Origin of the sequence: Sorangium sp. So ce426, from assembly GCF_051475585.1 — a bacterium.
Classification (GTDB): Bacteria; Myxococcota_A; Polyangia; order Polyangiales; family Polyangiaceae; genus Sorangium; species Sorangium cellulosum_B.
Window position 1 is genome coordinate 5,759,393 of record NZ_CP150341.1, and the last position, 23,108, is coordinate 5,782,500.

At 72.2% G+C, this 23,108-nt stretch carries 17 protein-coding genes; 5 read left to right on the top strand and 12 right to left on the bottom strand.

Annotated elements, in window-relative coordinates; genetic code table 11:
• Window positions 1-107: 107 nt before the first annotated feature.
• The 7 genes from WMF44_RS21445 to WMF44_RS21475 all read right to left on the bottom strand — a co-directional run bounded on the left by WMF44_RS21445 (window position 108) and on the right by WMF44_RS21475 (window position 6,766).
• A complete protein-coding gene (locus WMF44_RS21445) occupies window positions 108-1,262 on the bottom strand; it encodes an iron-containing alcohol dehydrogenase (RefSeq protein ID WP_437300964.1) in 1,155 nt (384 codons plus the stop codon).
• Window positions 1,259-2,620 carry a glutamine synthetase family protein gene (locus tag WMF44_RS21450; RefSeq protein ID WP_437300965.1) on the bottom strand — a complete coding sequence of 454 codons (1,362 nt, stop codon included), beginning with the start codon at window positions 2,618-2,620 and terminating at the stop codon, window positions 1,259-1,261. The genes WMF44_RS21445 and WMF44_RS21450 overlap by 4 nt, the downstream gene beginning before the upstream one ends.
• Window positions 2,621-2,719: 99 nt before the next feature.
• A complete protein-coding gene (locus WMF44_RS21455; protein ID WP_437300966.1) occupies window positions 2,720-3,334 on the bottom strand; it encodes a hypothetical protein in 615 nt (204 codons plus the stop codon).
• Entirely contained in the window at window positions 3,327-5,099 is a 1,773-nt protein-coding gene (locus WMF44_RS21460) for a serine/threonine protein kinase (protein WP_437300967.1), read from the bottom strand. The genes WMF44_RS21455 and WMF44_RS21460 overlap by 8 nt, the downstream gene beginning before the upstream one ends.
• Before the next feature lie 227 nt (window positions 5,100-5,326).
• The gene (locus WMF44_RS21465) at window positions 5,327-5,554 is read right to left on the bottom strand and encodes a hypothetical protein (protein WP_437300968.1); all 228 of its coding nucleotides are present in this window, start codon (window positions 5,552-5,554) and stop codon (window positions 5,327-5,329) included.
• A gap of 128 nt (window positions 5,555-5,682) precedes the next feature.
• The gene (locus WMF44_RS21470) at window positions 5,683-5,868 is read right to left on the bottom strand and encodes a hypothetical protein (RefSeq protein WP_437300969.1); all 186 of its coding nucleotides are present in this window, start codon (window positions 5,866-5,868) and stop codon (window positions 5,683-5,685) included.
• 625 nt (window positions 5,869-6,493) lie between these two features.
• Window positions 6,494-6,766, bottom strand: coding sequence for an addiction module protein (locus WMF44_RS21475; RefSeq protein ID WP_437301590.1), 273 nt, complete (start codon window positions 6,764-6,766; stop codon window positions 6,494-6,496).
• A gap of 61 nt (window positions 6,767-6,827) precedes the next feature.
• Here WMF44_RS21475 and WMF44_RS21480 point away from each other — a divergent pair, with 61 nt between their 5' ends.
• The 3 genes from WMF44_RS21480 to WMF44_RS21490 all read left to right on the top strand — a co-directional run bounded on the left by WMF44_RS21480 (window position 6,828) and on the right by WMF44_RS21490 (window position 10,732).
• Window positions 6,828-8,069 (top strand): alpha/beta fold hydrolase, encoded by a 1,242-nt coding sequence (locus tag WMF44_RS21480; protein ID WP_437300970.1) that lies wholly within the window; start codon window positions 6,828-6,830, stop codon window positions 8,067-8,069.
• 253 nt (window positions 8,070-8,322) lie between these two features.
• Window positions 8,323-9,918: a hypothetical protein gene (locus WMF44_RS21485; protein ID WP_437300971.1), complete on the top strand. Its 1,596-nt coding sequence runs from the start codon at window positions 8,323-8,325 to the stop codon at window positions 9,916-9,918.
• Window positions 9,919-9,994: 76 nt separating this feature from the next.
• Window positions 9,995-10,732 carry an ABC transporter ATP-binding protein gene (locus WMF44_RS21490; RefSeq protein ID WP_437300972.1) on the top strand — a complete coding sequence of 246 codons (738 nt, stop codon included), beginning with the start codon at window positions 9,995-9,997 and terminating at the stop codon, window positions 10,730-10,732.
• 152 nt (window positions 10,733-10,884) lie between these two features.
• Here the strand turns inward: WMF44_RS21490 and WMF44_RS21495 are convergent, their stop codons facing one another.
• Complete coding sequence (locus tag WMF44_RS21495; RefSeq protein ID WP_437300973.1) at window positions 10,885-11,811, bottom strand: LpxL/LpxP family acyltransferase; 927 nt, start codon at window positions 11,809-11,811, stop codon at window positions 10,885-10,887.
• Window positions 11,812-12,170: 359 nt separating this feature from the next.
• Between WMF44_RS21495 and WMF44_RS21500 the strand changes: the two genes are divergently transcribed.
• Entirely contained in the window at window positions 12,171-12,809 is a 639-nt protein-coding gene (locus WMF44_RS21500) for a response regulator (protein WP_012236595.1), read from the top strand.
• 78 nt (window positions 12,810-12,887) lie between these two features.
• On the opposite strand, the gene WMF44_RS21505 is transcribed toward WMF44_RS21500, so the two are convergent.
• The 3 genes from WMF44_RS21505 to WMF44_RS21515 all read right to left on the bottom strand — a co-directional run bounded on the left by WMF44_RS21505 (window position 12,888) and on the right by WMF44_RS21515 (window position 16,777).
• Window positions 12,888-13,115 carry a hypothetical protein gene (locus WMF44_RS21505; RefSeq protein WP_437300974.1) on the bottom strand — a complete coding sequence of 76 codons (228 nt, stop codon included), beginning with the start codon at window positions 13,113-13,115 and terminating at the stop codon, window positions 12,888-12,890.
• Window positions 13,116-13,457: 342 nt separating this feature from the next.
• Complete coding sequence (locus tag WMF44_RS21510) at window positions 13,458-15,104, bottom strand: M57 family metalloprotease (protein WP_437300975.1); 1,647 nt, start codon at window positions 15,102-15,104, stop codon at window positions 13,458-13,460.
• 338 nt (window positions 15,105-15,442) lie between these two features.
• On the bottom strand, window positions 15,443-16,777 hold the full coding sequence (locus WMF44_RS21515; RefSeq protein WP_437300976.1) for a hypothetical protein: 1,335 nt from the start codon (window positions 16,775-16,777) through the stop codon (window positions 15,443-15,445).
• Between the two features lie 479 nt (window positions 16,778-17,256).
• Here WMF44_RS21515 and WMF44_RS21520 point away from each other — a divergent pair, with 479 nt between their 5' ends.
• Window positions 17,257-17,571: a KGG domain-containing protein gene (locus WMF44_RS21520; protein ID WP_437300977.1), complete on the top strand. Its 315-nt coding sequence runs from the start codon at window positions 17,257-17,259 to the stop codon at window positions 17,569-17,571.
• Window positions 17,572-17,693: 122 nt separating this feature from the next.
• Here the strand turns inward: WMF44_RS21520 and WMF44_RS21525 are convergent, their stop codons facing one another.
• Window positions 17,694-22,607 (bottom strand): Lhr family helicase, encoded by a 4,914-nt coding sequence (locus WMF44_RS21525; RefSeq protein WP_437300978.1) that lies wholly within the window; start codon window positions 22,605-22,607, stop codon window positions 17,694-17,696.
• Window positions 22,608-23,108 lie beyond the last annotated feature (501 nt).

A 23,108-nucleotide genomic window follows, 5' to 3' on the forward strand; every position in this document is an offset into this window, starting at 1 on the left:
CGTCACGGCAGGCGCTCGCCGGCGCGATCCTTCCGCGGCGGCGACGCGTTCGTGTCGGCCCGGCGCCCGCCGCGAGCCGCGCCCGGGGCAGGCGCAGGCGCGCGCGATCAGCTCGCGAAGGACGCCTCGTAGAGGTGGCGGAGATCGTCGCGCGAGCAGGTGCGCGGGTTGCTCGTGTGGCACGCGTCCTGGGCGGCGAGGTCGGCCAGCGCGTCGAGCTTGTCGCGGGGGACGCCTGCCTTCTCGAGGCCGGCCGCGAGCCCGATCCGGGCGCGCAGGGCGCGGATGGCGTCGGCGCACGCGGCGGCGTCCTCGGGCGCGCCGAGCAGGGCCGCGACGCGCGCGAGGCGCGGCGCGGCCGCGGCGACGTTGAACTCGACGACCGGCGGGAGGCAGAGGGCGTTCGCGAGGCCGTGGTGCAGGCCGCACTCGCTCGAGAGCGGGTGCGCGAGCGAGTGGCACGCGCCGAGCCCCTTCTGGAACGCGACCGCGCCCATCATCGCCGCCTTCATCATGCCGCCGCGCGCGTCGAGATCGTCGCCGTGCGTGACCGCCCGCGAGAGGTGCGCGGCGGCGAGGCGGATCCCCTCGAGCGCGATGCCGTCGGCCATCGGGTGATCGCCTTTCGCGACGTACGCCTCGATACAGTGGGTGAGCGCGTCGAAGCCCGTCGCCGCCGTGAGGAAGGCCGGCATCGACCGCGTCATCACCGGATCGAGCAGCGCGGCGTTCGCGAGCAGGTGCGGCGAGAAGATCACCGTCTTCCGGTGGTTCGCGTCGAGCGTCACGACGCCCGAGCGGCCGACCTCGCTGCCGGTGCCGGCCGTCGTGGGGATCGCGAGCATCGGCGGGACGTCGGGCGTGATGAAGCGATCGCCGCCCGTGGCGTCGTCGTAGTCGACGAGCGGCCGATCGTGGTTCACGCCGAGGCGCACGAGCTTGCCGACGTCGAGCGGCGAGCCGCCCCCGAGGGCGACGACGAGATCCGCGCGGGCCGCGCGGAACGCGGCGACGCCGTCGTGCACGTTCTTCTCGATGGGGTTGCCGAGCACGTCGTCGAAGACGGCCACCTCGAGGCCCTCCTTCCGCAGCGACGCGGCGACGGGCTCGAGCAGCCCCGAGCGGACGACGCCCTTGTCCGTGACGACGAGCGCCCTCGCCGCGCCGAGCCGGCGCGCCTCGGCGCCCGTCTGCTCGACGACGCCGGCGCCGAAGAGGATGCGTGTGGGGAAGCTCCAAACCGTGAACTGGCTCATGATCACACCGCCTCGAAGTAACGCTTCAGCTCCCAATCCGTGACCGCGCGCTCGTACTGCCGCACCTCCCAGTCGCGCGTCAGGGCATAGTGGTCGACGAAATTCTCGCCGAGGATCTCGCGGGCCATCTTGCTGCCCGCGAGCATCCGGGTCGCGTCGGCGAGCGTACGGGGCAGCGACAAGCGCGAGGACTCGGTGGACGACGCGTCTCCGGAGGCCTGCGCCGGCGGCTCGACGCCGTGCTCGATGCCGTAGAGCCCTGCGCCGAGGCACGCGGCCATCGCGGTGTACGGGTTGATGTCCGCCGCCGTCTGCCGGTACTCGACGCGCGCGCCGGGCGTGCCGAGGCCGATGAGGCGGATCGCGGCCGTGCGGTTCTCGACGCCCCAGCTGGCGGTGAGCGGGGCCCAGACGCCGGGCACGTACCGCTTGTAGGCGTTGATCGTCGGCGAGTAGATCGCCGTGAGCTCGGGCATCATGGCGATCTGGCCGCCGACGTAGTGGCGCAGCGCCGCCGGGATCCGATCGGGCGACGACGCGTCCTCGAAGACGTTGCGGCCGTCCTTCCAGAGGCTCTGGTGCAGGTGGCCGCTCGATCCGGGGAGATCGGCGTTCCACTTCGCCATGAACGTGACCGACAGGCCGTGCTCGTGGGCGATCTGCTTCATGGCGACCTTGAAGAGCGCGGCCTTGTCCGCGGCGCGGAGCGCGTCGTCGTAGCGGATCGCCGCCTCGTACACGCCCGGGCCGGTCTCGGTGTGCAGGCCCTCGATCTCGACGTCGAAGGCCTGCATCTGATCGAGGATGGCGGCCATGAGCTTCTTGTTCTGCCCCTCGCGGACCCACGAGTAGCCGAACATGCCGGGGCTGAGCGACGTCAGGCCGGCGAACCGCTTCTCGTGCAGCGAGCGCGGCGTCTCCTCGAAGAGGAAGAACTCGAACTCGCACGAGAGCTTCGCCGAGTACCCCATCCGCTCGCCCTTCGCGATGACGCTCCGGAGGAGCGATCGCGGGCACGCGGGGTGCGGGCCGCCGCGCTCGTCGCGGAAGTCGGCGAGCATCGCGACCGTCCCCGGCTCCCACGGGAGGTCGCGCAGCGTGCTCGGATCCAGGACGGCGTGCGCGTCCGGGTAGCCGGTGTGCCAGCCGGTCACCTTGGCGTTGTCGTAGAGGACGTCGGCGATGTCCCAGCCGAAGATGACGTCGCAGAAGCCGAAGCCGCTCGTGAGCGCGCTCCTCAGCTTCTCGATGGAGACGTACTTCCCGCGGAGGATGCCGTCGATGTCAAAGCCGCCGATCTTGGCGCGGGTGATGCCCCGCGCTTCCAGATCGGAGAGGAGCTTCTCGGGGGTCGAGGCGGTCATGGGCCGCGACGATAGCAGGGGAACGGGGCGACATGGCAAGCGCCCGCGCGAGCCCTCGGAAGGCGCCCCGCCGCCTGGATGCGCGCGTCCGGCGCGCGCTCACTTCACCCGGACGACCTGGATCGGATAGCGCTCCGCGAGCGGCACGAGCACGCGCTCGACGAGCTCGCGGACGCGCGCGTAGCGCTGGTGGTTCGTCGCGGCCGGATTGCGCTTCGAGTCGACGACGCCGATGCGGATGTCCAGCGTGCGCGCGTCCTCGACGCCCCCCGTCACGAACGCGTCCGGGTGCACCTTGTCGAGCTCGACGTTGAGCTCCTTCGCCTCCGGCGCAGCGCCGACGAAGGTGACCTCCAGCGCCTCGCCCAGGCCGTTCAGCACGGCGTTCAGGTTCTCCACCGGGAACGGCTGGCGCGCGAGCCACGCGACGACGGCGCGACGCGCGCCGCGCAGCGCCACGCTGACGACGAGCGCGACCGAGATCGGCGCGAACACGAGGACGCCGAGCGCGCGCGCGGCCTCGGGGCCCGCGTCGCGGCCGAGCGCCCCGAGGAAGACGAGCAGGAAGACGCCGGAGGCGAGCGCCACGAGCGGAGGATCGGTGAGCACGCCCCACCGCGAGGTCGACGCGTTCATCAGCCGCGTGAAGCGGGCCGACACGCTCTGATCGGCGCGCTCGCCCGCGGCGGCGCTCCCGTGCGTCGGATCAGGCATCTCCCGCATCTCCGAGCATGCGCCAGAAGAACAGCCCGACGCCGAAGAGGAGCAGCACGCCGGCGACCCAGAACGAGCGCACCGGGCCGAAGCTCAGCGCCTCGCCCGATTGCTTCATGATGAGGTCGGCCACCGTGACCACGCACGCGAACACGATGCAGGCCACGGGCAGCCCGAGCTGCTGGAGGAGCGTCGGTCCGCCGAGCGGCTTCGGGTCCGGCGGGCGCGGCCGCGCGTCTGCCGGCGGACGCGCCGTCGGCCGGTACCTGCTCGACGGCATGTCCGACAGCGAGCGCACCGCGGCCGGCGCGACCGAGGTCGCCGTGCGCGGCGCGACGCTGAGCGCCATCTCCAGCGGCGGCGTGCTCTCGATCATCCCGCCCATCCCGCCCCCGCGCCCGAGCATGCTCGGCGCGGCGCTCTCCATCCCGCCGCCGCGCGGGAGCGCGCCCACGGGCGTCGCCTCCGCGAAGCTGCCGCGGCCTCGCGCGCTCGTCGGCATGCTCTCCGGGACGAGCGCGCCCATGCCTCTGCTGTGCGGGCTCTGCGGCGCCTCGGGGAGGTCCATCTCGAGCCCGGCCGAATCCGAGGGCGGCGGCGGGCGCACGCTGCTCGCGGGACCTTCGCGGCGCCCTCCCCTCGGCGAGCGCATCGACGCCGGGGCCACGTCGAGATCGAGCTCGAGCGACCCGGCGTCGCTGGGCGTGTCGAGCCACACGTGCGCGGCCCGCTTGACCTGCGGGGCCGCGCGCATCGACGACGACGGCGGCGGCGGAACGGAGTACCCGTCGTCCTGCGCGGCGGTCCGCCCGAAGGTCGCCGGGAGCCCCATCGCCGCTTCCAGCTCCGTCCAGAAGGCCTCGATGTCGCGCGTGCGGTCGCGCGGGCTCACGGCGAGCGCGCGCTCGAACACCGCGTCGACCTCCGGCGGGATGTTGGCGCCCTCGGCCCGGGGCGTGGGCCGGCGCTTCACGTCGAGCGCCGTCCCCATCATCGCCTGCGCCTCGCCGTCGATCACCTGCCGCCCTACGAGCGCCTCGACCATGGTGAGCGCGAGACCCCAGACGTCGGTCCAAGTTCCCGCCTGCCCGAACCGCTTCGGCGCCCACTGCTCCGGGGCGCCGTACGCCGGGGAGAACGCGTTCAGCGGGTCGCCGTTCGTCACCCGTCCGACGGCCTGCTCGGCCAGCGTCTTCGCCTGCGCGATGCCGTAGTCGAGGATCTTGAGGCGCTCCGTCCCCTCCTGCGTCGTGATGAAGATGTTCTCGGGCTTGAGGTCGCGGTGGATGATCGACACCGTCCCGTTCGGGCTCGGGAAGCGGTGCGCGCGCGCGATCGCCTGCGCGATGGGGCGCATCAGCTTCATCAGCCTGTGGAGCGGGATCGGCGGCTCTCCCTTGAGCCTCCGTCGATCGATGACCTTGTCGAGCGACTCACCCTCCAGCCACTCGAGGGCCAGGAAGGGGACGAACTCCCCTCGCTTCAGGTGCAGCACGTCGACGTGGAGCGGGCGGACGACCTCCGGGATCGAGGCCGAGAGCCGGAAGAGCAGCTGGGCCTCCTCGCGGAACTTCTCGAGGAAGAGCTGCCGCTCGCGCGGGGTCTTCGCCTCGGACACCTTCAGGCATTTCAAGGCGACAGGCGCGCGGAAGCCGGCGTGGAGCGCGCGGTACACCACGCCGAACCCTCCCTCCGCGACCACCTGCTCGACGTGGAAATTACCCGCCTGCGTGGTCCCGACGATGCCGAAGACGTCGTCCGCCATGCTCCCTGAGCCATAGCGCACGGGGCCGCTAGACCGAAGGGTGAAACCTAATTTTCCTGTTCGATCGTCCCAGGTCCACCGGGCCAGCGGGCCAGCGGGCCAGCGGCCATCGGGGGGGGGCGCCGAGGTGATCAGATGGGCGTAGAGGACGGAGAAGGGAGCGAGGTCGACCGTTCAACGTGACCGCACTTCGCCGCGAGGCGGCCGCGCGGCCGGGAGGCGCCGGCTCAGCTCCGGAGGTGCGAGGAGGCGTCGCGGTGGGCCCGGTCCTCCTCCTGGAGGATCGAGAACACAAGCCCGGCGCCGATGATCGGCAGGAGCCAGACGAGCTGCGCTTGCCAGACCTTCTGCTTGGGCTCGTAGACGCGGCTCCGGAAGACGCGCACGGTGACGTAGATCTGGAAAGTAAGGACCGCCGCGAGCGCGGCACCGACGAGGATATCGAAGAGCGTCATGGGTGGGCCGGGGACCAGCCTAGCCACGAAGGGCCCCCCCGCAAGGCAGCGGGGCCTGCCGTCGCGATTTCGTCCCCGGCGGGCACGGACCCGACGCACCGGCGGGCGGGCAACCCGATCGAGACCTTCTACGGCTGCGTCACGTCGGGCACGGCCCGGCGGTCCAGGAGCCGGTCGGGCTCGACGCTCGCCACGGAGTGGAACCAGCGCTCCGTCGACTTCGATCGCCGCCCGGGGCGCCTCGCCACATTCCAGCTCGCGCCGATCGCCTCCCGGCGGCACTTCGAAGTAAGACATCTTACTTCGATCGCCACCCCGCAGCGCCTCGCCGCGTTCCAGCTCGCGCCGATCGCCTCCCGGCGGCACTTCGAAGTAAGACATCTTACTTCGATCGCCACCCCGCAGCGCCTCGCCGCGTTCCAACTCGCGCCGATCGCCTCCCGACGGCACTTCAGAGTAAGGCGTATTACTTCGATCGCCGCCCGGGGGCGCCTCGAGCACAGGTCGCGCGTCCTCCACATCTCGGATCTCGACGTACGCAGAGCGCGCGAAACAGAGGGCTGGCGCCGGCGGCGCGTGCTCGGTGATGCGTGGGAGAGGAACCTTGATGATCTCGTGAAGGATAGAATCCCAATCGATCTCTCGTCTGCTTCACGGGTGATGTCGCCGCCCACGGGACCCCGGAGGAGTACCGACCAGTGACTGAGCTCGTGAAAGCGACGCTCGCGCGGCTTCACGTGCCGAAAGAGCGCTTCTTCGTGGTGCCAGGGAACCACGATATCCATCGAGGCCATGACTCGGGCGCCTCGGCAATCGCGTCGACGGCCACCTCGATGGCTCTCACGAACTCAACCCCGAGCCCAGGACGGCGACGCTCCTACCAGTCCGCAGCTTCTTCCAGCTCCGCCTGGGCGTCGACTCGAACGATGATCGGCCGGGTCAACGAGCGCCCAGTCTCGCGAGGACCCGCGCCCGAACCTCGGCCCACGCGTCCCCCCCGCTCCCCCCATCGCGCACCGCCTGCTCCCTGCGCTCGAGCTCCTCGAGCCACGCAGCGCTCCAAGAGTCGTCGTACGGCTCGTCGACGCTGGCGAGCAGCTCCGACGGGATCCTGAGGCGCTCTCCTTCAGGAAGGGACAGGGCGGCAGCTGAGGATGTCCTGGGTGGGATGCGCCATGGGGTGTCCAGCGTACCTCGGCTCGCGCCCCGGATCGAACCGTCGAGCCATGCCGGGCTGGTTCAGCGCGACAGGTGTACGTACTACAGTGCGCGCGTGCCCCACCCCCAACCCCGGCGCCGTCCGCGCCGAACCTCGACGCCGGACCTTCCAGGCCTCCGGCACCGCCTGGCTCTGCTCGCCGGCGCCGCGGCGTGGCTCGCGGCCGCGTGCTCCACACCGTCGTCGGGGGTCGACGGCGGCGACCTGCTCGGCGTCTTCGAGCAGGACGCCGGCGCCCGCGCGGCCGACGGCGGGCCGCCGCGGCCTCCGGCGGCCCGGCAGGACGCGGGCGCCCGCGCGGCCGGTCCGGCCAGCGCGGCCGCGCCGCCGGCGAAGCCGCCCGAGGCCAGGCTTCCCAGCGAAGGGAGCTGCGTCGCCGAGCAGGGGCGCCCCGGACGAGAGCTCCGCAAGACGCTCGGCAGGCCGCCGTGCCGCGGCGCCCAGGTGCTGGAGACGCGCGACGCCGAGGGGTCGCCCCGCTACGCCTGCGTGATCGCGCCGAGCGGCGTGGAGACGCGCGCGCCGCTGCCGCTCATCGTCTTCTTCCACGCCGACGGCGACAACCCGACGAGCGTCGACAAGGAGACGGGCCTGCGCAAGCTCGGCGCCACGTGGAACCTGACCGGCGACCCGGCCCACGCGGGCTTCATCGTCCTCGCGCCCCAGGGCCGCGCCTTCAAGACGCCGAGCCAGGCCGAGCGCGAGCGCGGCACGAAGGTGTACACGCCGACCGCGCCGTTCGACGTCGAGTTCACCGGCGAGGGCAACGTCGACGTCGCGACCGTCGACGCCTTCGTCGACCAGCTGCTCGAGAAGAAGCTCGTCGACCGGCGGCGCATCTACGCGCTCGGCGGCTCCTACGGCGGCCACATGGCGGCGACGTACGCCATGATGCGCGCGGACCGCGTCGCGGCGTTCGCCACCTTCGGCAGCAACGCGCCGCCCGCCGAGTGGGCGTGCCCCGGCCCTCCCCCGCCCGCGATGGCGGTCTACCGCGCGTGCGACGACATGTTCCCGTGCGAGTCCGTGGAGCGCTGGCTGCGCGCGCGCGACGCGCTCTCCGCGCACACCTCGTTCCTGCGCCTCGACGAGGCCGGCAGGGACGAGCCCCACTGCGCGCTCCGGAACCGCTGCTCCGCCAAGAAGGGCGCCATCAACCACGCCCGCTGGCCGAAGTCGCGCGAGGCCGACCTGCTCCGCTTCTTCGCAGGGCACGTCCTGGCGCTCGGCGCGAACGCCGCCGCAGCCGAGACCTCCGAGCGCCCCCGGACGCAGGCCGGCACCACCACGCGCTGACCGACGCCGGCCGACGCACCCGGACGCAGACCAGCGCGAACGCGCGCTGGCGGACGCGCACGGACGCAGACCGACACCAGGGGGCGCAGACCAGCGCAAACGCGCTGAAGGCGCGCTGACGAACGCTGACGCCGCAAGCGCACGCCCGCACTGCTCGTCCCACGTGTGCACCTGGCTTCGCCGCACGTCGACACTGCAACGTTGCGGTGCGGCGTTGAGCGGACCCGGCGTGTTGTCGTAGTGTTCGTCCCCGATGTCCGCTCAGGTCCAGCCCCTGCTCACCCCCTTGCCGGCCGGCATGTCCATCCCCGCCGGCACGCTCCGCGCCGAGATGGAGTCGCGCCGCGCGACCGGTCGCCGCTTCGACATCCGTGAGGCCATCGGCCTCGCCGTGCCGCTCTGCACCCAGCTGCACGAGCTGCACGCGCAGGGGCGGACCATGTTCGTGCACCCCTCGTGCCTCGGCCACGGCGCGAACGGCACGATCCAGCTGATCGAGGAGCTCGCCCACACCCCTCCTCTGCTGCCGCGCGACCGCGCCTGCCTGGCGCCCGAGGAGCGCAAGGGCAACGAAGGCGACGCGCGCGCGAGCGTCTTCGCGGTGGGGGCCATCCTCTACGAGATGCTCACGAACAGCAGCGTCGGCCCGGGGATGCGGCGTCCGGCGGACGTGATCCCGGACCTGCCGCCCGCGCTGGAAACGGTGCTCGGCAAGTCGCTCGTGGCCGATCCGAAGCACCGCCCGGCGGATCTCGCCGCCCTCGCGCAGGCGCTCTACCAGATCGTCCCGAGCGCCTCGTCGATGCCCCCGAGCGCCGACACGTCGCACCTCGATGCCGACGGCGAGTTCGAGGTCGACGTCAACCTCTCGATGATGCCGCCGACCGGGCACCAGGAGGAAGCGCGCGTCCCGTCGGCGCCGTCCGTGCCGAGGATCCAGGCGGTCTCCGGGGACGGACCGTTCGCGGTCGCCATCCCGATCAACCAGCCGCAGCGCCTGCACGGCAACGATCCGACCCGCAAGCTCGCGGATCTCAAGGCCGCGCTCGAGTCCGATCCCCGGCCGCGGTACGTCGTCATCAAGGACGGCATGGACCACGGGCCGTTCTCGTCCGTGGAGCTGCTCCAGCAGGTCGCGTCCGGCTCCTTCACAGGCGATCAGGTGCTGCGCGACACGTTCTCCGCGGAGGAGCGCGCGATCCAGGACTGGGAGGAGTTCGCCCCGTTCGCCGAGCAGGCGAAGCTGAACCGAGACATCGTGCAGGAGAAGCGCGCGCTCGACGCCGTCGTGTCGGCCGAGAAGCAGGGCACGCAGTACAAGGCGCTGATCGGCCTCGCCCTGATGGGCGTCATCCTCGCCGCGGGCGCGGGCTGGTGGTACCGCGAGCGCAGCCACAAGGAGCAGGAGCTCGCGGTGCAGGGCGCCACCGACCGCGTCGCGATCGAGGTCGACGCCGGCCTCGGCAGCGGCAAGACCGGGCGCGCCGGGGGCGTGGCGCGGCCGAGCGGCGGCGGCAGCTACCCGACGCTCGGCGGCGGCCTGAGCTGTGAGGCGGCGCAGGCGCGCTATGTCGAGGAGTACAAGATGGGCAACAACGGCCCGGCCGACCTCACGGCGGGCGCCTACGGCAACGTGCTGAACCGCGGCACGTACCTGAATGCGTGCAACGTGCCCTCGAGCATGGAGGTGAACGTCTGCGCCGCGGTGCAGAACGGCCGCGCCGTGGGGGTCACCGTCACGACGAGCCCGTCGAACCCGAGCGTCGCCTCGTGCATCTCCGGGCAAATCCGCGGGATGTCGTTCCCGTCCCACCCGCGGCTCGACGTCGCCCGGACGACGTTCAAGTAAAGGAGGCCGCCGCGCCCCTCCCCGCCGAGCATCGAGGCCGGCGCGCCCCTCCGCGGCGACCGTGTCCACGCGACCGATGATCCAGATCGAACAGCTGACGAAGAGCTTCGGGGGCATGCCGGTGCTCCGGGGCGTCGACCTCGACGTGCCTGCCGGCTGCCTCTACGGGCTCATCGGGCCGGGCGCCTCGGGCAAGAGCGTGCTGCTCAAGATGATCACCGGGCTCCTGCGGCCGGATCGCGGGCGCGTGCTCGTCGACGGGAAGGACGTCCACGCGCTCAGCGAGCTCGAGCTCCAGACGTTCCGTCTCAAGTTCGGGATGCTGTTCCAGAACAACGCGCTGTTCGACTACATGACCGTCGGGGAGAACATCGCGTTCCCGCTGCGCCGGCTCTACGATCTCAGCGAGGACGAGATCGAGGAGCGGGTCGCGGAGCGGCTCCGCGCTGTGTCTCTCGCGGGCTTCGAGGGGCGGACGCCGTCGGGGCTCTCCGGCGGCCAGAAGAAGCGCGTGGGCGTCGCCCGCGCCACGATCGCGCGCGGCGAGATCGTCCTCTACGACGAGCCCGCCGCCGGCCTCGACCCGGTCACGTCGCAGCGCATCTTCGACCTGCTCCGCGCCGAGCAGCGGGCGATGAACGCGACCGTGGTGATGGTCTCGAGCGATCTCGACCGGCTGCTCACGGTCACCGACCGGGTGGGGATGCTCTACCGCGGACGGCTCATCTTCGACGGCACCACCGCCGAAGCGAAGGCGAGCGACGATCCGCGCGTGAAGCAATTCGTCCACGGGCTGACCGAAGGGCCGCTGTAGAGCGGCGCCGCGCCGCGCAAGGCGCCCTGGAACGAGAAACAAGGACATGAGAGAAATCTCTGCTCTCGATGTCTCTGGCGGTCTTTCGGCTCGCCTCCGCCTCTCCACCTTTGCGCTGATCGGCGCACTTGCGGTCTTCTCCGCTGTTCAGCTCAACCCGTCCCGTCCTCCGCTGGCGCGATCGGGCCGTCGCCGGCGAAGTGGAACCACTGTGTCGGGTGAGCCCGGACGAAGCGCTCCAGGGCGCCCATCATCTCGGCCGCGGCGGCGTCCCGCTCCTCCTCGGTTGCCCGGCGGGCGAGCCGGATCGGCGGCGCCACGACCGCCTCGTAGTCGAGGAAGCCCAGGCGGTGCGTGAACACGGGCAAGATCGGCGCGCCGCTCATCGCGGCGAGCGCGATCGGCCCCTCGGGCGCCCGCCAGCGGCCGCCGAGGAAGGTGACCTCCCGGCTGCGCATCCCGGGCGGCGCGCGATCGATCTGCATCGCGACCACGCCGCCTCGCTGCAGGTGCTTGAGGAGCGGCAGGGCGTCCAGCGGCCCATCGCCGATGTGCACCACCTGGACACCAGCGCGCTGCCGCGCCGCATCCTGGATCGCGCGCGCCTCGGCGTCCCGTTCCCGCTGCATCGCCAGCATGACGCCCGCCGGATGCACCGCGCCGAGGATCTGGCCGGCGATGTCCCAGCCCCCGGTGTGCGCGGTGACGATGACGACCCCCCGGCCCGCTGCAGCGCACGCGTGGTAGTGCTCGACGCCCCGGGAGCGCCGCGCCACCGTGTACCCGCGATCGCTCGCGAGCAGCAGCGCCTCGGCGATGCAGCTTCCGTAGGCGGCGAACACCGCGCCGCTGTCGAGCAGGTCGACGAGGCGCGACCGCGGCCCGCGGACGCGGCGGAGGTTCTGCTCGACGCGCCGGCGCAGCTCGGGGAGCGCGGCCGCGAAGAGCACGCCGAAGACCGGAGGGCTATGGCGCACCAGGGGCTCCGGCCCGCGCCTGACCCCCGCGGCGAGGGCGCGGCGCCAGAAGGCCGAGTCATGGCGTAGACCGGAGAAGAGCGCTCCGCGCGGACGAGGCATGCGGCAGCCTATCTACCGCAAACATAACGGCCAAGGGAGAGCCCTCGAGCGCGGGCCCCGCGCCGCCCTGGCGAAGCCTGCCGAGGGCTCGTCTCGAGACGCGCGGGCTGCGGGCTGCAGGCTCCGGGAGCGCATGCGCCCCCACCGAGGCACGACGCCCCGCTCGGATGAAACGACGTTCCAGCGCCATCGCCCGACGTCGCTCTCTCTCCTGCGCTCGTCCAAGGCGCTCTGCGAGGAGCCCAGTCCAGCATCACAGGAACCGAATCGAGGTCGCCAGGCGAATCCTTACCGAGAAAACAGGTTCATGGAGCTCAAAGCAGTCTGTTACAAGGCCCTTTGACAAGGGGGCCTTCGACATGAATATCCTGCTCGTCGATGACCAGAACGTCGTCCGGGAAGCGCTGGCGTACGCGCTGACGTCGCAGCCGGGGGTGAGCGAGGTCGTTCAGGCTGGAAGCGGGCAGGAGGCGCTCCGAGCGCAGGAGATCCACCGCTGTCAGGTGGCGGTGATAGAGCTCGGCCTCGCGGACCGCAGCGGCGTCGACCTCATCCGGGAGCTCAAGGGCATCGCGGAGCTCCGCGTCATCGTGCTCTCGATGCACCGCGACGAGTTCCGGGTGGCCGAGGCGATGCGGGCCGGCGCCGATGGATATCTGTCGAAGCAGAGCCGGCTCGCCGATCTCCTGGAGGCGCTGCGCACCGTCGTCCGGGGGCGCACGGCCGTATCGCCGGACGTGAGCGCCGCGATGGTGCGCGCGCTCCAGCGGCGCGACGCCGCCGCCAGGGGCGACATGGTGGCCGCGCTGAGCGACAGGGAGCGTCAGGTGCTCCGTCTGCTCGCGATGGGCCTCTCGGCCAAGGAGGTCGCCGCCCAGCTCTCGATCAGCGTGAAGACGGTCGAGACGCACCGGGCGCGCCTCTGCGCGAAGGTGGCGACGCACAGCGTGGCCGACCTGACCCGCCTCGCGGTACGAGCGGGCCTCGTCGAGGCCTAGGCGGCGCCGTCGCGCGGGGGCGCCCGGCGAGCGCTGGAAGCGCGCGCCGCCCTCACCGCGCGCGGCGTGCAGCGCGGCTCACGCCGCCGCGGTGGACGCCCGCGGAGCCGCCCGGAGCGCCGGCAGCGTCTCTCCGATGAGCGCCGAGCCGATGGCGAACCCGGAGAGCGTGAGTCTCATGTGGAGCACGTCCAGCATGCCTTGGCGGTGGAGCAGGGTCAGCGTGCCGCGGATATCCCGGCGGCGGACGCGCAGCTTCTCGACCAGCGAGTCGAGCGTCTCGGAGCGTCCTTCGCGTTGCGCCATGGCCAGAGCCTGCAGGAGAGTTGCGGCCAAAATTTTCTTGTCCATGAGAGCACCCTAGGAAGGGTTCCCTTGAGGTGCCCAGTTTTCGGCGACGATTTTTTTGAGAAATGTCGCTCGCAGATTGGACGATGGGCTCTCCGTACTCTGCTCATCCTGCGCCTGATACCCACCTCCCCGTATCGAGGGTTCGTCGGCGGTGGTGTCCAGGTCGCCGCCAGCAGAGGCGCGTCGCGTCACGTCGAAATGACGCCCTCGATGGGCGCGAACACACCCGGTTGGGCGACCCTTCGGCCAATCCATTCCCTCGGATGGCTCGGCGCGTCAGCGGTGGGCCCGCTCTGACTAAGGGGCCGTGTAGGTCGCGCCCAGCTGATATGTGCCGGCCGCGAAGCCGTTCACCGAGAGGAATGCCTGCGTCTGCCCCGCCGGGACCGTCAGATTGCATGTCTCCGCGGCGCCGTCCAGATACGGACGGCAGTCGTACGAGGTCAGGGTCGGCGCGGCGCCGAACCTCACGTAGAGATCTGGGTCGCCGGTGCCGGTCATCACGAGCCGGAGGCTCGTGCCAGGAACCACCGAGAGGGGCCCGTGTGACGCCGATGCGCCCGCCGCGAGGCGGCCGCTGAAGGTGGCCGACGTGGCCGTGCCGCCGCCGCTGCCGGAGCCGCTCGATCGGGTGTAGGTCACCGCCACGTTGCAGGTGGCCGCGGTGTACCCTCTGACCTTGACGTACGCCTTGGTTTGCCCTGTCGGCACGGTCAACGTGCACGTCTCGGATGCCCCGGAGAGGTACGGGCGGCAGCTGTACGAGGCCGTCGTCGGCGCCGATCCGAACTTCACGTAGAGGTCGGGATCGCCGGTGCCGGTCATCACCACAGTGAGGCCCGTCCCCGGCGTGACAGCGAAACCGGCGCTCGATCCGATGTCCACGAACGCACCTGCGTTGACGCTGCTGCTGAAGTTCTCGGTCACCGTCGTGCTGCCGCCGCTGCCGCCACCAGCGCCGCCGCTGCCGCCACCAGCGCCGCCGCTGCCGCCACCAGCGCCTCCGCTGCCGCCGCTGCCGCCACCAGCGCCGCCGCTGCCACCTGCGCCGCCGTTACCACCGCTACCGCCGCTACCACCAGCGCCGCCAGGCGGGCCGTAGAGCGCCTGGGCGCCCTGGATGTCTCTTGCGGTCAGCACGAAGTTCCAGTCGCCGGTGCCGTTGCACTGGGGATAGTGCATGACGGAGTCCGAGTCATAGGTGGTCAGCGCGCGCCACGCGTCGTCCTCGAAGCAGACGCCCGCCTCGGGGCGCGTGTGCTCGTGCCGAAAGCCGAGCGTGTGGCCAAGCTCGTGCCGCAGGGCTGCCTCGAGCGCGACGCCGGATACCGCGAGCTCGTTGAAGTCGATCAGCACGTTCCGCACCGATCGCGCGTCGTTGGGGAAGAACGCCCGCGCGATGTACTGGCCGCCGGAGTTCGTCGGCCTCACGTCGAAGACGACGTTGCTGTTGCCAGCAGTGCAGCTCGCGTCCTGAGCGCTCTGGTAGATGTAATCGACGTCCGAGGCGCTCTCCCAGGAAGCCGTGGCGGCGTCCATGGCCGCCACGACGGCGGCATGGCGCGCGCCGAAGGTCGTGCTCACGCAGTAGGTGATGCTCTTCTTCTGGGCCGCCGACCAGACGACATCGCTGCCGCCGCTGCGTTGCACGATGAGGGCGCCATCTCGTACGTACGTCTCCCAGAACTCCCGGAGATGCTTGATGTCGGCGACGGGCGTGTCCCCATCGACGATGTAGACGCCAGAGCCAGGCTCGCGGAACGCGGCCTTCTCGAACGCCTCGAAGCTTTCCTGGCTACCGCCGACGTCCTCGACCGGCTCGTCCTCGAGACCCGACACGCAGGCCGTAAGGGCGAATACACCCACGGTCATTACGCCAAGTTTGAAGCTGGCCGAGCCGCAGACACGCGAGCCACGCGAGCCACGCGATCTCACAGAGCGCATTGAGAGCTCCTTCCGCTCGAAAAAATGATTCTTTGTTCCAGCGAAGAGTCGTTCGGCCGACCGGGAAGATATATAACCTGATCCGAGCGGGGCAGGATCGGCAAATCGTCATGAATCAATAAAAATGACGACGACACTCAAGCACTGCAGCCATCCAGCGTACCCGACGACGTTTCGTCGACGTGAAAATTTTCCAGCTTCACAGAAACCGGCACCCTCGACGGTATCGGCTGGAGATTGCGCTCCATGGTGTCCGACCAGCGAGGCCCACCGCGCATGGCCGTCGGCGAGCGCATTGGCGCTCCCGGACAGGCCCGGGAGCGCATCCGCGGGCGGTTTTACAGCTTGCCCCTGACGTAGGCTCGCTGGACCGTCAGCTTGGGAGGACCGGCGGAGATCTCGAATGCTTCCGGACGGCCGTCCGGAGCGAGGCTGCCCACGAGGCGCATGGTCTTCAGAGAGACCGTGACGGCGCCCGAGGCGTCGCGGAGGTACTGGACGTCGACGGGCTTCGTCGGATCGACGCTGGGCATGTACTCCTGCTGCTTCAGGTCGAAGGAGCCTTTCTTCTTGAGGAGCCGGGCGAGCGCCGAGGCGGTGGCGACGGGCGAGGAGAGCCACGCCTTGGCCGCCGGCGTGAACGTCCCCTGGACCTTCTTGCCCTCGACCTCTCCCGAGTACTCGTACTCGAAGTTCTTCTTCTGGGACAGCTCGATACGGTGGTTCGCCTTGCCTCCCGACGTCTCGATCCAGACGCCTTCCTTGATGTGCCCCTGAGGATCGATGAGCACGTTCGACGCCTCATCCTCGATGTGCAGAGACTTTGGGTCACGCGGCAGGAAGGTGGCCGAGCGGGAGAACCATCGCCGCTGGCCGCCCTCGTCCTTGAGCAGATCGCTCGTCTCGAAGCCGACAGGGACCTTGTCGAGGCGCAGGATGACGGTGTCCGTGTACTCGGGCCTCGGCGCGGCGCTCTTCGACTCGAACGAGTCGAAGAGCCCCTTGGCGAGCCGCTCGAACGTGCGGACATACCCGACCTCGTCATGCAGGCAGGCGATGGGGCGCGCCCTGTCCGCGTGCAGCGCGATCTTGAGCAGGCCGGCCGCCTTCCCGCCGGCGGTCGGGACGAGGTAGAGGGCCTGCACGAACACCGCGGGGCTCTCCCGGTGCACGCTCACCTCCCAGGGAACGACGCGGGCGACCTCCACCTTCGCAGGGTCGAGCAGCTCGATGAAGTTCCTTATCACCTCGCCCGAGTCGAGCATCGTGTTGTAGACGAAGCACTCGACATGGGTGTCCGTGCCGAGGGGGATGGAGATCGCGACGAGCTTCTCCTTCGGCTCGATCTTCGCCTCCCCTGCCCCGAAGGCGCGCGCCGACCAGTCCGCGGCGCGGAGCTCCCGGGCGGGCAGCTCGCCGGTCTCGCGGGCGAGCGCCTCCTCGATGTCGAAAGGCTCCTTCGCCGCGGGCGCTGGCGCGGGCGCAGGGCTCTCCGCGGGCGCCGCGCCGCCGGTGCCGCCGCAGCCCGCGAGCAGCGCCAGCGAGAGCGCGACCAGGCCCGCGCCACGCGCGTCGCCCGGAGCGCGGCCGCGCGCGCGGCGCGGCCATGATGTCATGTTCGGTGAGCAGAGCTGGCCCCCATCGAGACGAGCCCCCTGGATCGCAAGCGCCATGTGAATCTCCTGCAATGTCGTCACCCCGGCCGCCCGGAAGCCTCGTCGTCGGGCCGGGCGCTGAAGGTGATGATGCAGTGCAACGAGAGCGGCAGCGGCATCGTGTTGTCAAGACGCGATGCGCCAGCGCCGCAGGCCTTCGACGGCCCGCCTGAAGGCCGCCGCCACAAGACCGACCGGCCGCGTCCAGTGAGCCTGTCACGGCGGAGCCCGCAGAGTGGGGCGACCAGACACGGCGGCGCGCACAGTGAGGCAATTTGCCACAGCGAGCCATCGAGAGGACACGCCCGGCGACCCGACGTTCATCAATTGTCCGGCCTCGACGCATCGGCAGATTCGTCCGAGCTCCCCGGCCTGGCACCCGCGTTGCAGCATGGCCCCGGCGTCGCCGGCAGCGCCGGCCTGATGTGGCCAAGCGGCAGCAGGTAGCCACGGTCGTCGCGTGGCGTTCACGAGGCAATCCATCCGAGGAGTGATTCATGGGACAGACCAGCGAGAGCAAGCGAGGCTTCGCAGCGATGAACGCGGAGCAGCAGCGCCAGATCGCGAGTCAGGGCGGAAAGGCAGCTCATGAGAAGGGCACAGCACATGAGTTCACGTCCGAGGAGGCGCGCGCAGCGGGCCGCAAGGGCGGAGAGGCTGTCAGCCAGAACCGCGAGCACATGGCCGAGATCGGGCGCAAGGGCGCCGAGGCGCGAAGTCAGGCGACGAACGGCGAGGGCCGGAGCCGGAAGGGCCGCAACGGAAGCCATGAGCAACATGTGAAGGCGGACGAGCACCCCCAGCAGAACTGAACCGTCCCGCGCGCCGCTCGGGATCCCCCGAGGGCGCGAGGACCACGAAGAGCCGCCGAGGAACCACGAAAGGGTTCGCCCTTTCACGGTTGCTCGGCGGTCCTTCTTGGCGCCACCGGTGGCTACGCCGAGCCGTCGTCGATCCCTGCGCCATCCTCGAACATCGCCGGGTCGTCGTCGTCGAGGTCGCCCTCGTCGTCCGGCGCGCCGCCGTCCGCCGCCTGCGCGCCGCCCTCGGTCGCGCCGGCGGGCGACATCCTCCATCCACCGGTCGGAGGCCCGGAGGGCCACGAGCGGAGCCCGGGCGGCGGCCTGAAGCCATCTGCCTCGTCCTCCGGCGCATCGAGGCCCGCCGCCGCCGCGCGGCGAGCCCAGTCGGGCGCGTTCGCGGGCGGCACGTGCCGCGGCCGCCACCCGCCCCCCTCGGGCGTGATGGCCCGCTTGAGGTAGCCGTGCGCTCCGGAGGTGAAGCCCACGTCCGAAAGCGCGCGCGCGAGAGGGGAGCCGTGCGCAGGCTCGCCGTCGATCGTGGCCACGAGCACGGCGCGCCGCCGCCCCTCGTCAACGAGCGCCCCGAGCGCCGACGCGATGGCCCGGATCGCGTCGCCGCGCTCCGGCTCGGCCTCCGGCAGGAACGTGGTGAGGCTCCGCTCGGTGCGGCCCATCCAGGCGAGCAGCCGGCCGTCGTGCAGGATCACCAGGGCGCCCGCAGCCCGCTGCGGCCGGACCGGGCCGCGGACGGCGCCTTCGGCGCCGCCGTCGACAGGCGCGGGGAGCTCGGGCCAGCGGACGGCGGCGCCCCAGGGGCTCGCCGGATCCGTGGCCGCGAGGACGAGGGTCCGGGGATCGTCGGACGGCTCGCGGCAGGCCCGGAGGCGATCGTCGGCGCCGGGCACCGCGAACTGCGCGACGCCCAGCCCGGCGACGAAATAGCCGCGCCGCGCCTGACCGGCCTCCTCCATGGCGCGGAGCACGTCGTAGACGGCGGAGAAGCCGCCGGCGAGCCCCTCGACCGCCGCCGCCTCGCGCGTGAGCACCCCGTGGCGTTCGAGCAGCGCGCGGGCGAGCGCCGCGCGCCGCTCGGTCTCGCCAGGCGCGCCGGAGGACGCGCCGCCAGCAGCGCCGGACACGCCGGGTGATGACAGCAGCGACCAGCGCCCTTCGCTCCCCGGCGGGCCGATCCGGCGCGCCCGCAGCGCCGAGAGGCCGCGGCCGAACGCAGCGCGGTCGCGGTCGCGGTCGCGCCGGCGGCCGCTCGAGCCGGACGCGCGGCCGAGGGCGCGCAGCGGGGCGAGCGTGTCGTTCGTGACCTCGCCGGCCCACACGAGATCCCAGAGCGCGGCGAGCAGGTCCGCCCCGAAGGCACCCGTCTCGCGCGACAGGTCGGAGAAGAAGAGCGCGCCGCGGCGCGCGAGCGCGGCGCGGATGCCCTCGGCGAGCGCCCCCTCGGCGCGGCCAGGCGGCGGGGCGAGGTACGGAAAGGCCTCGGCGAGGTAGAGCGCGACGCGGCCGTCGCCGTCGCCGACCGGCTCGACGCCGCGCCAGAGGACCTCGCCGGCCGCGCAGAGCGCGTCGAGATCGCCGGGCCGGTAGCCCTCGACGCGGGCGGGCAGGATCTCGGACTCCAGGGCGGAGGCCGAGAGGGGCGCGCCCTGGAGCTGCTCGAGCGCCGCGAGCAAGCCGTCGAGGCCGCGCCGGCGGCGGTGCAGGCCGTGCCAGTCGGCGAGGAAGCGGGCGTAGGCCTCCGGCGGGACCGGCTCGACCTCGGCGCGCAGCCGGGCCAGCGAGCGGCGCTTCAGCGAGCGCAGCACCTCGGCGTCGCAGAACTCCCGGCCGCGGCCGCCGGGGAGGAACTCGCCCTCGACGACGCGGCCTCGCTCGGCGAGGCGCGCGAGCGCGGCCAGCACCGGCGCAGAGCCGAGGCCGAAGCGCCGGGCCACGTCGTCGGCGCGGAAGGGCCCGTGCGTGCGCGCGTAGCGGGCGACCAGCTCGCCGAGCGGGTCCGCGACGGGCTCAAGGAACGCGATCGGCAGGCCGAGCGGCGGCACCACGCCGAGGGCGTCGCGCAGCCGGCCCGCGTCCTCGGCGGCGGCGACGCGGCGCTCGCCGCCGATCTGGACCTCGATGGCGCGCCGGTCCCGGACGAGCTCGTCGATCCACGCGGCGGCGCGCTCGCGGGCCGCTTCGGGCGGGGCGTCGTGAGCGGCCGCGCGCCGGGCGATCTCGTCGCGCGTGAGGTCGCCGAGCGAGAGCAGGAGATCGTGCGCCTGGTCCTCGTGCTTGAGCGGCGCTCGGCCGTCGAGGCGCTGGAGCGACGCCTCGAGGGCCAGCACGGCGTCCGCGTCGAACAGCTCGCGCAGCTCGGCCTCGCCGAGCAGCTCGCGCAGGCGGCTGTGATCGATGGTGAGCACCTGCGCCCTTCGCTCGGCGAGCGGCAGATCGCCCTCGTAGATGAAGTTGCCGGCGTAGGTGAAGAGCAGCGTGGCCGCGAACGGCGAGGGCGCGCGGACGTCGACCGTGACGACGCGGACCTTTCGGGCGGCGATCTGCCGGAGGAGATCCTCGAGCGCCGTGAGGTCGAAGACGTCGCGAAGGCACTCGCGGTAGGTCTCGAGCAGGATGGGGAACGAGCCGTAGCGCGACGCGACGGCGAGCAGGTCGGCGGCGCGCTTGCGCTGGGCCCAGAGCGGCGAGCGCTTGCCGGGGAACTTGCGCGGCAGGAGCAGCGCCCGGCCCGCGCACTCGCGGAACCGCGAGGCGAAGAGGGCGGTGTCGCCGAGGCCGCGGACGAGCAGATCCTCCACCTGGTCGGCCTGCGGCAGGAGCTGCTTCGCGTCGGGGGGCGACTCCGACTCGGGCAGCCGCAGGACGATGCCGTCGTCGGTCCACACGGTGTCGACCGCGAGGCCGAGATCGAGGCGGCACCGCTCGGCGATGCAGGTCGCGAGCGGCGCGTGGACGCGGCCGCCGAACGGCGAGAGGAGGCAGATGCGGTGGTCGCCGACCTCGTCGATGAACCGCTCGATCACGAGGGTGCGGTCGCTCGGGACGTCGCCCGTGGCCGCGGCCTGGTCGCGCACGTACCGGACGAGGTTCGAGGCCGCGCGCTCGTCGAGGCCGTGCTCTTCCGCGAGCGTGCGCTCGGCCTCGCCGTCGGGCAGCGCGGCGAGGCGCCGCGCGAGGGCGCCGATGGAGGCGCCCAGCTCGGCGTTGCGCCCGGCCTGGTCGCCGCGCCAGAACGGCATCTTGCCCGGCTCGCCCGGGGCGGGGACGACGAGGACGCGGTCGTGGGTGATGTCGGTGATCCGCCACGAGGAGGCGCCGAGCAGGAAGACCTCGCCCTCGCGGGCCTCGAAGACCATCTCCTCGTCGAGCTCCCCGACGCGCCGGCCGGGGCGCGCGGCGTCGCCGCCGGTGTCCAGGAAGACGCCGTAGAGGCCGCGGTCGGGGATGGTGCCGGCGTTGACGACGGCGAGGCGCTTCGCGCCCTTCCTGGCGCGCACGGCGCCGCCCACCCGGTCCCAGACGATGCGGGGCCGGAGCTCGGCGAACTCGTCGGAGGGGTAGCGGCCGGAGAGCATGTCGAGCACGCCCTCGAAGCTGGCGCGCGGCAGCTCGGCGAAGGGCGCCGCCCGGCGGACGAGCGAGAAGAGCGCGTCGACGTGGAGGGTATCCATCGAAGCGATAGCGACGATCTGCTGGGCGAGGACGTCGAGCGGGTTCCTCGGGTACAGGGTCGCCTCGACCTTGCCTTCGCGCATGCGGGACGCGGCGGCGGCGCACGCGAGCAGATCGCCGCGGTGCTTCGGGAAGACGACGCCGCGCGAGGTGCCGGAGACCTCGTGCCCCGCGCGCCCGACGCGCTGGAGCCCGGCGGCGACCGAGGGCGGCGCCTCGAGCTGGATCACGAGGTCGACGGAGCCGAGATCGAGGCCGAGCTCGAGCGACGAGGTCGCGACGATGCACGGCAGGAGGCCCGCCTTGAGCCGCTCCTCGATCTGCTGCCGCTGCTCGCGGGCGATCGATCCGTGGTGTGCGAGCGCGATCTCGGCGCCGGCCGTGTCGTTGAGCGCCGCGGCGAGGCGCTCGGCGAGGCGCCGGCTGTTCACGAAGATCATCGTGGTGCGGTGGGCGCGGACGAGCTCGACGAGGCGCGGGTGGATGCTCGGCCAGATCGAGCGCTGCGCCGGCTCGGCGGGCGCCCCCCTCGGGCCCTCGCCCGCGCGGGCGGCCTCGCCGAGCTTGGTCATGTCCTCGACGGGCACCTCGATGCGGAGCTCCAGGGCCTTCGGGGCGCTCGCGTCGACGAGGGTCACCGGCCGCGGCGCGAAGCGCCTGCCGGCGCCGTCGGTCTCGCCGCCGCCGAGCAGCCGCGCGACCTCGTCGAGCGGGCGCTGCGTGGCGGACAGGCCGATGCGCTGCATCGGCCGCGGCGCGGATCGCAGCGCCTCGAGCCGCTCGAGGGACAGGGCCAGGTGCGCCCCGCGCTTCGTCGCGACGAGCGCGTGGATCTCGTCGATGATGACGGTCTCGACGGCGCACAGCCGATCGCGCGCGGCGGCGGTGAGCAGGAGGTAGAGCGACTCCGGGGTGGTGATGAGGATGTCCGGCGGCTTCTTGGCGAGCCGGGCGCGGTCCTGGGGCGCTGTATCGCCGGAGCGCACGCCGACCTGGGGGACACGGTAAGGCAGGCCGAGGCGCTCGGCGGCGGCGGCGATGCCGGCGAGCGGCGCGCGCAGGTTGCGCTCGACGTCGATCGCGAGCGCCTTGAGGGGCGATACGTAGACGACGCGGCAGCGCTCGGCGGCCTCGGGCTCGGGCGACGCCATGAGCCGGTCGATGGCCGCAAGGAAGGCGGCGAGCGTCTTGCCCGAGCCGGTCGGGGCGAGCAGCAGGGTGGAGGCGCCGTCGAGGATGGGCGGGAAGCCCTGCACCTGGGCGGGGGTGGGCGCGGCGAAGGCCGCGCGGAACCACGCCTGGGTGGCGGGGTGGAAGCGGGCGAGCGGATCGGATGCGGGGGGGCGTCTCTTGGCCATCGGCGGCGCTTGCGCGGTCCCTGCCTGAGCGGGGGCTGCTGCGTGCGTAGGCAAGAGCCATCCCTCGCGGCGGGGGGCGGCGCAACAGATCGTTCCAGCCGCCCAGCCGCGCCGGCGGGTGGGTCCACGCGGCGGGGGCGGGCGGGCGCTGGCCATCCGCCAAGGCGGGGGCCTGGAGCTTGCGCATGGAACACCGCCCGGCATGTCTCCCTTCGGGCCATGCCACCTGGGAGGTCATGTTGCGCGCCACACAAGGCGCGCCTGAGACCTCGAGCCTCCTGGGGGCCTTATGGCACCTCGGTCGGTGCTCCAGCGCGCCCGCCCGCCCCCGCCGCGTGGACCCACCCGCCGGCGCTCACCTGAGTTTTGAAGGGGGGCCAGGCGGGCACGGCCGATCCGATGGACGGCCCGGGAGGGGTGCTCCTCGGCGGACCGCCGATCCGACCCTCGAACGCGCCGGCAGGTCGGACCGAGGGTCCGGATGGAAGGCAAAAAAAAACC

Coding starts and splice junctions, on each gene's coding strand:
- WMF44_RS21450 (WP_437300965.1), bottom strand. CDS start 2,620: ATGACCGCCTCGACCCCCGAGAAGCTCCTCTCCGATCTGGAAGCGCGG.
- WMF44_RS21455 (WP_437300966.1), bottom strand. CDS start 3,334: ATGCCTGATCCGACGCACGGGAGCGCCGCCGCGGGCGAGCGCGCCGAT.
- WMF44_RS21460 (WP_437300967.1), bottom strand. CDS start 5,099: ATGGCGGACGACGTCTTCGGCATCGTCGGGACCACGCAGGCGGGTAAT.
- WMF44_RS21465 (WP_437300968.1), bottom strand. CDS start 5,554: ATGACGCTCTTCGATATCCTCGTCGGTGCCGCGCTCGCGGCGGTCCTT.
- WMF44_RS21485 (WP_437300971.1), top strand. CDS start 8,323: ATGTCCGCTCAGGTCCAGCCCCTGCTCACCCCCTTGCCGGCCGGCATG.
- WMF44_RS21490 (WP_437300972.1), top strand. CDS start 9,995: ATGATCCAGATCGAACAGCTGACGAAGAGCTTCGGGGGCATGCCGGTG.
- WMF44_RS21495 (WP_437300973.1), bottom strand. CDS start 11,811: ATGCCTCGTCCGCGCGGAGCGCTCTTCTCCGGTCTACGCCATGACTCG.
- WMF44_RS21500 (WP_012236595.1), top strand. CDS start 12,171: ATGAATATCCTGCTCGTCGATGACCAGAACGTCGTCCGGGAAGCGCTG.
- WMF44_RS21505 (WP_437300974.1), bottom strand. CDS start 13,115: ATGGCGCAACGCGAAGGACGCTCCGAGACGCTCGACTCGCTGGTCGAG.
- WMF44_RS21510 (WP_437300975.1), bottom strand. CDS start 15,104: ATGCGCTCTGTGAGATCGCGTGGCTCGCGTGGCTCGCGTGTCTGCGGC.
- WMF44_RS21515 (WP_437300976.1), bottom strand. CDS start 16,777: ATGGCGCTTGCGATCCAGGGGGCTCGTCTCGATGGGGGCCAGCTCTGC.
- WMF44_RS21520 (WP_437300977.1), top strand. CDS start 17,257: ATGGGACAGACCAGCGAGAGCAAGCGAGGCTTCGCAGCGATGAACGCG.
- WMF44_RS21525 (WP_437300978.1), bottom strand. CDS start 22,607: ATGGCCAAGAGACGCCCCCCCGCATCCGATCCGCTCGCCCGCTTCCAC.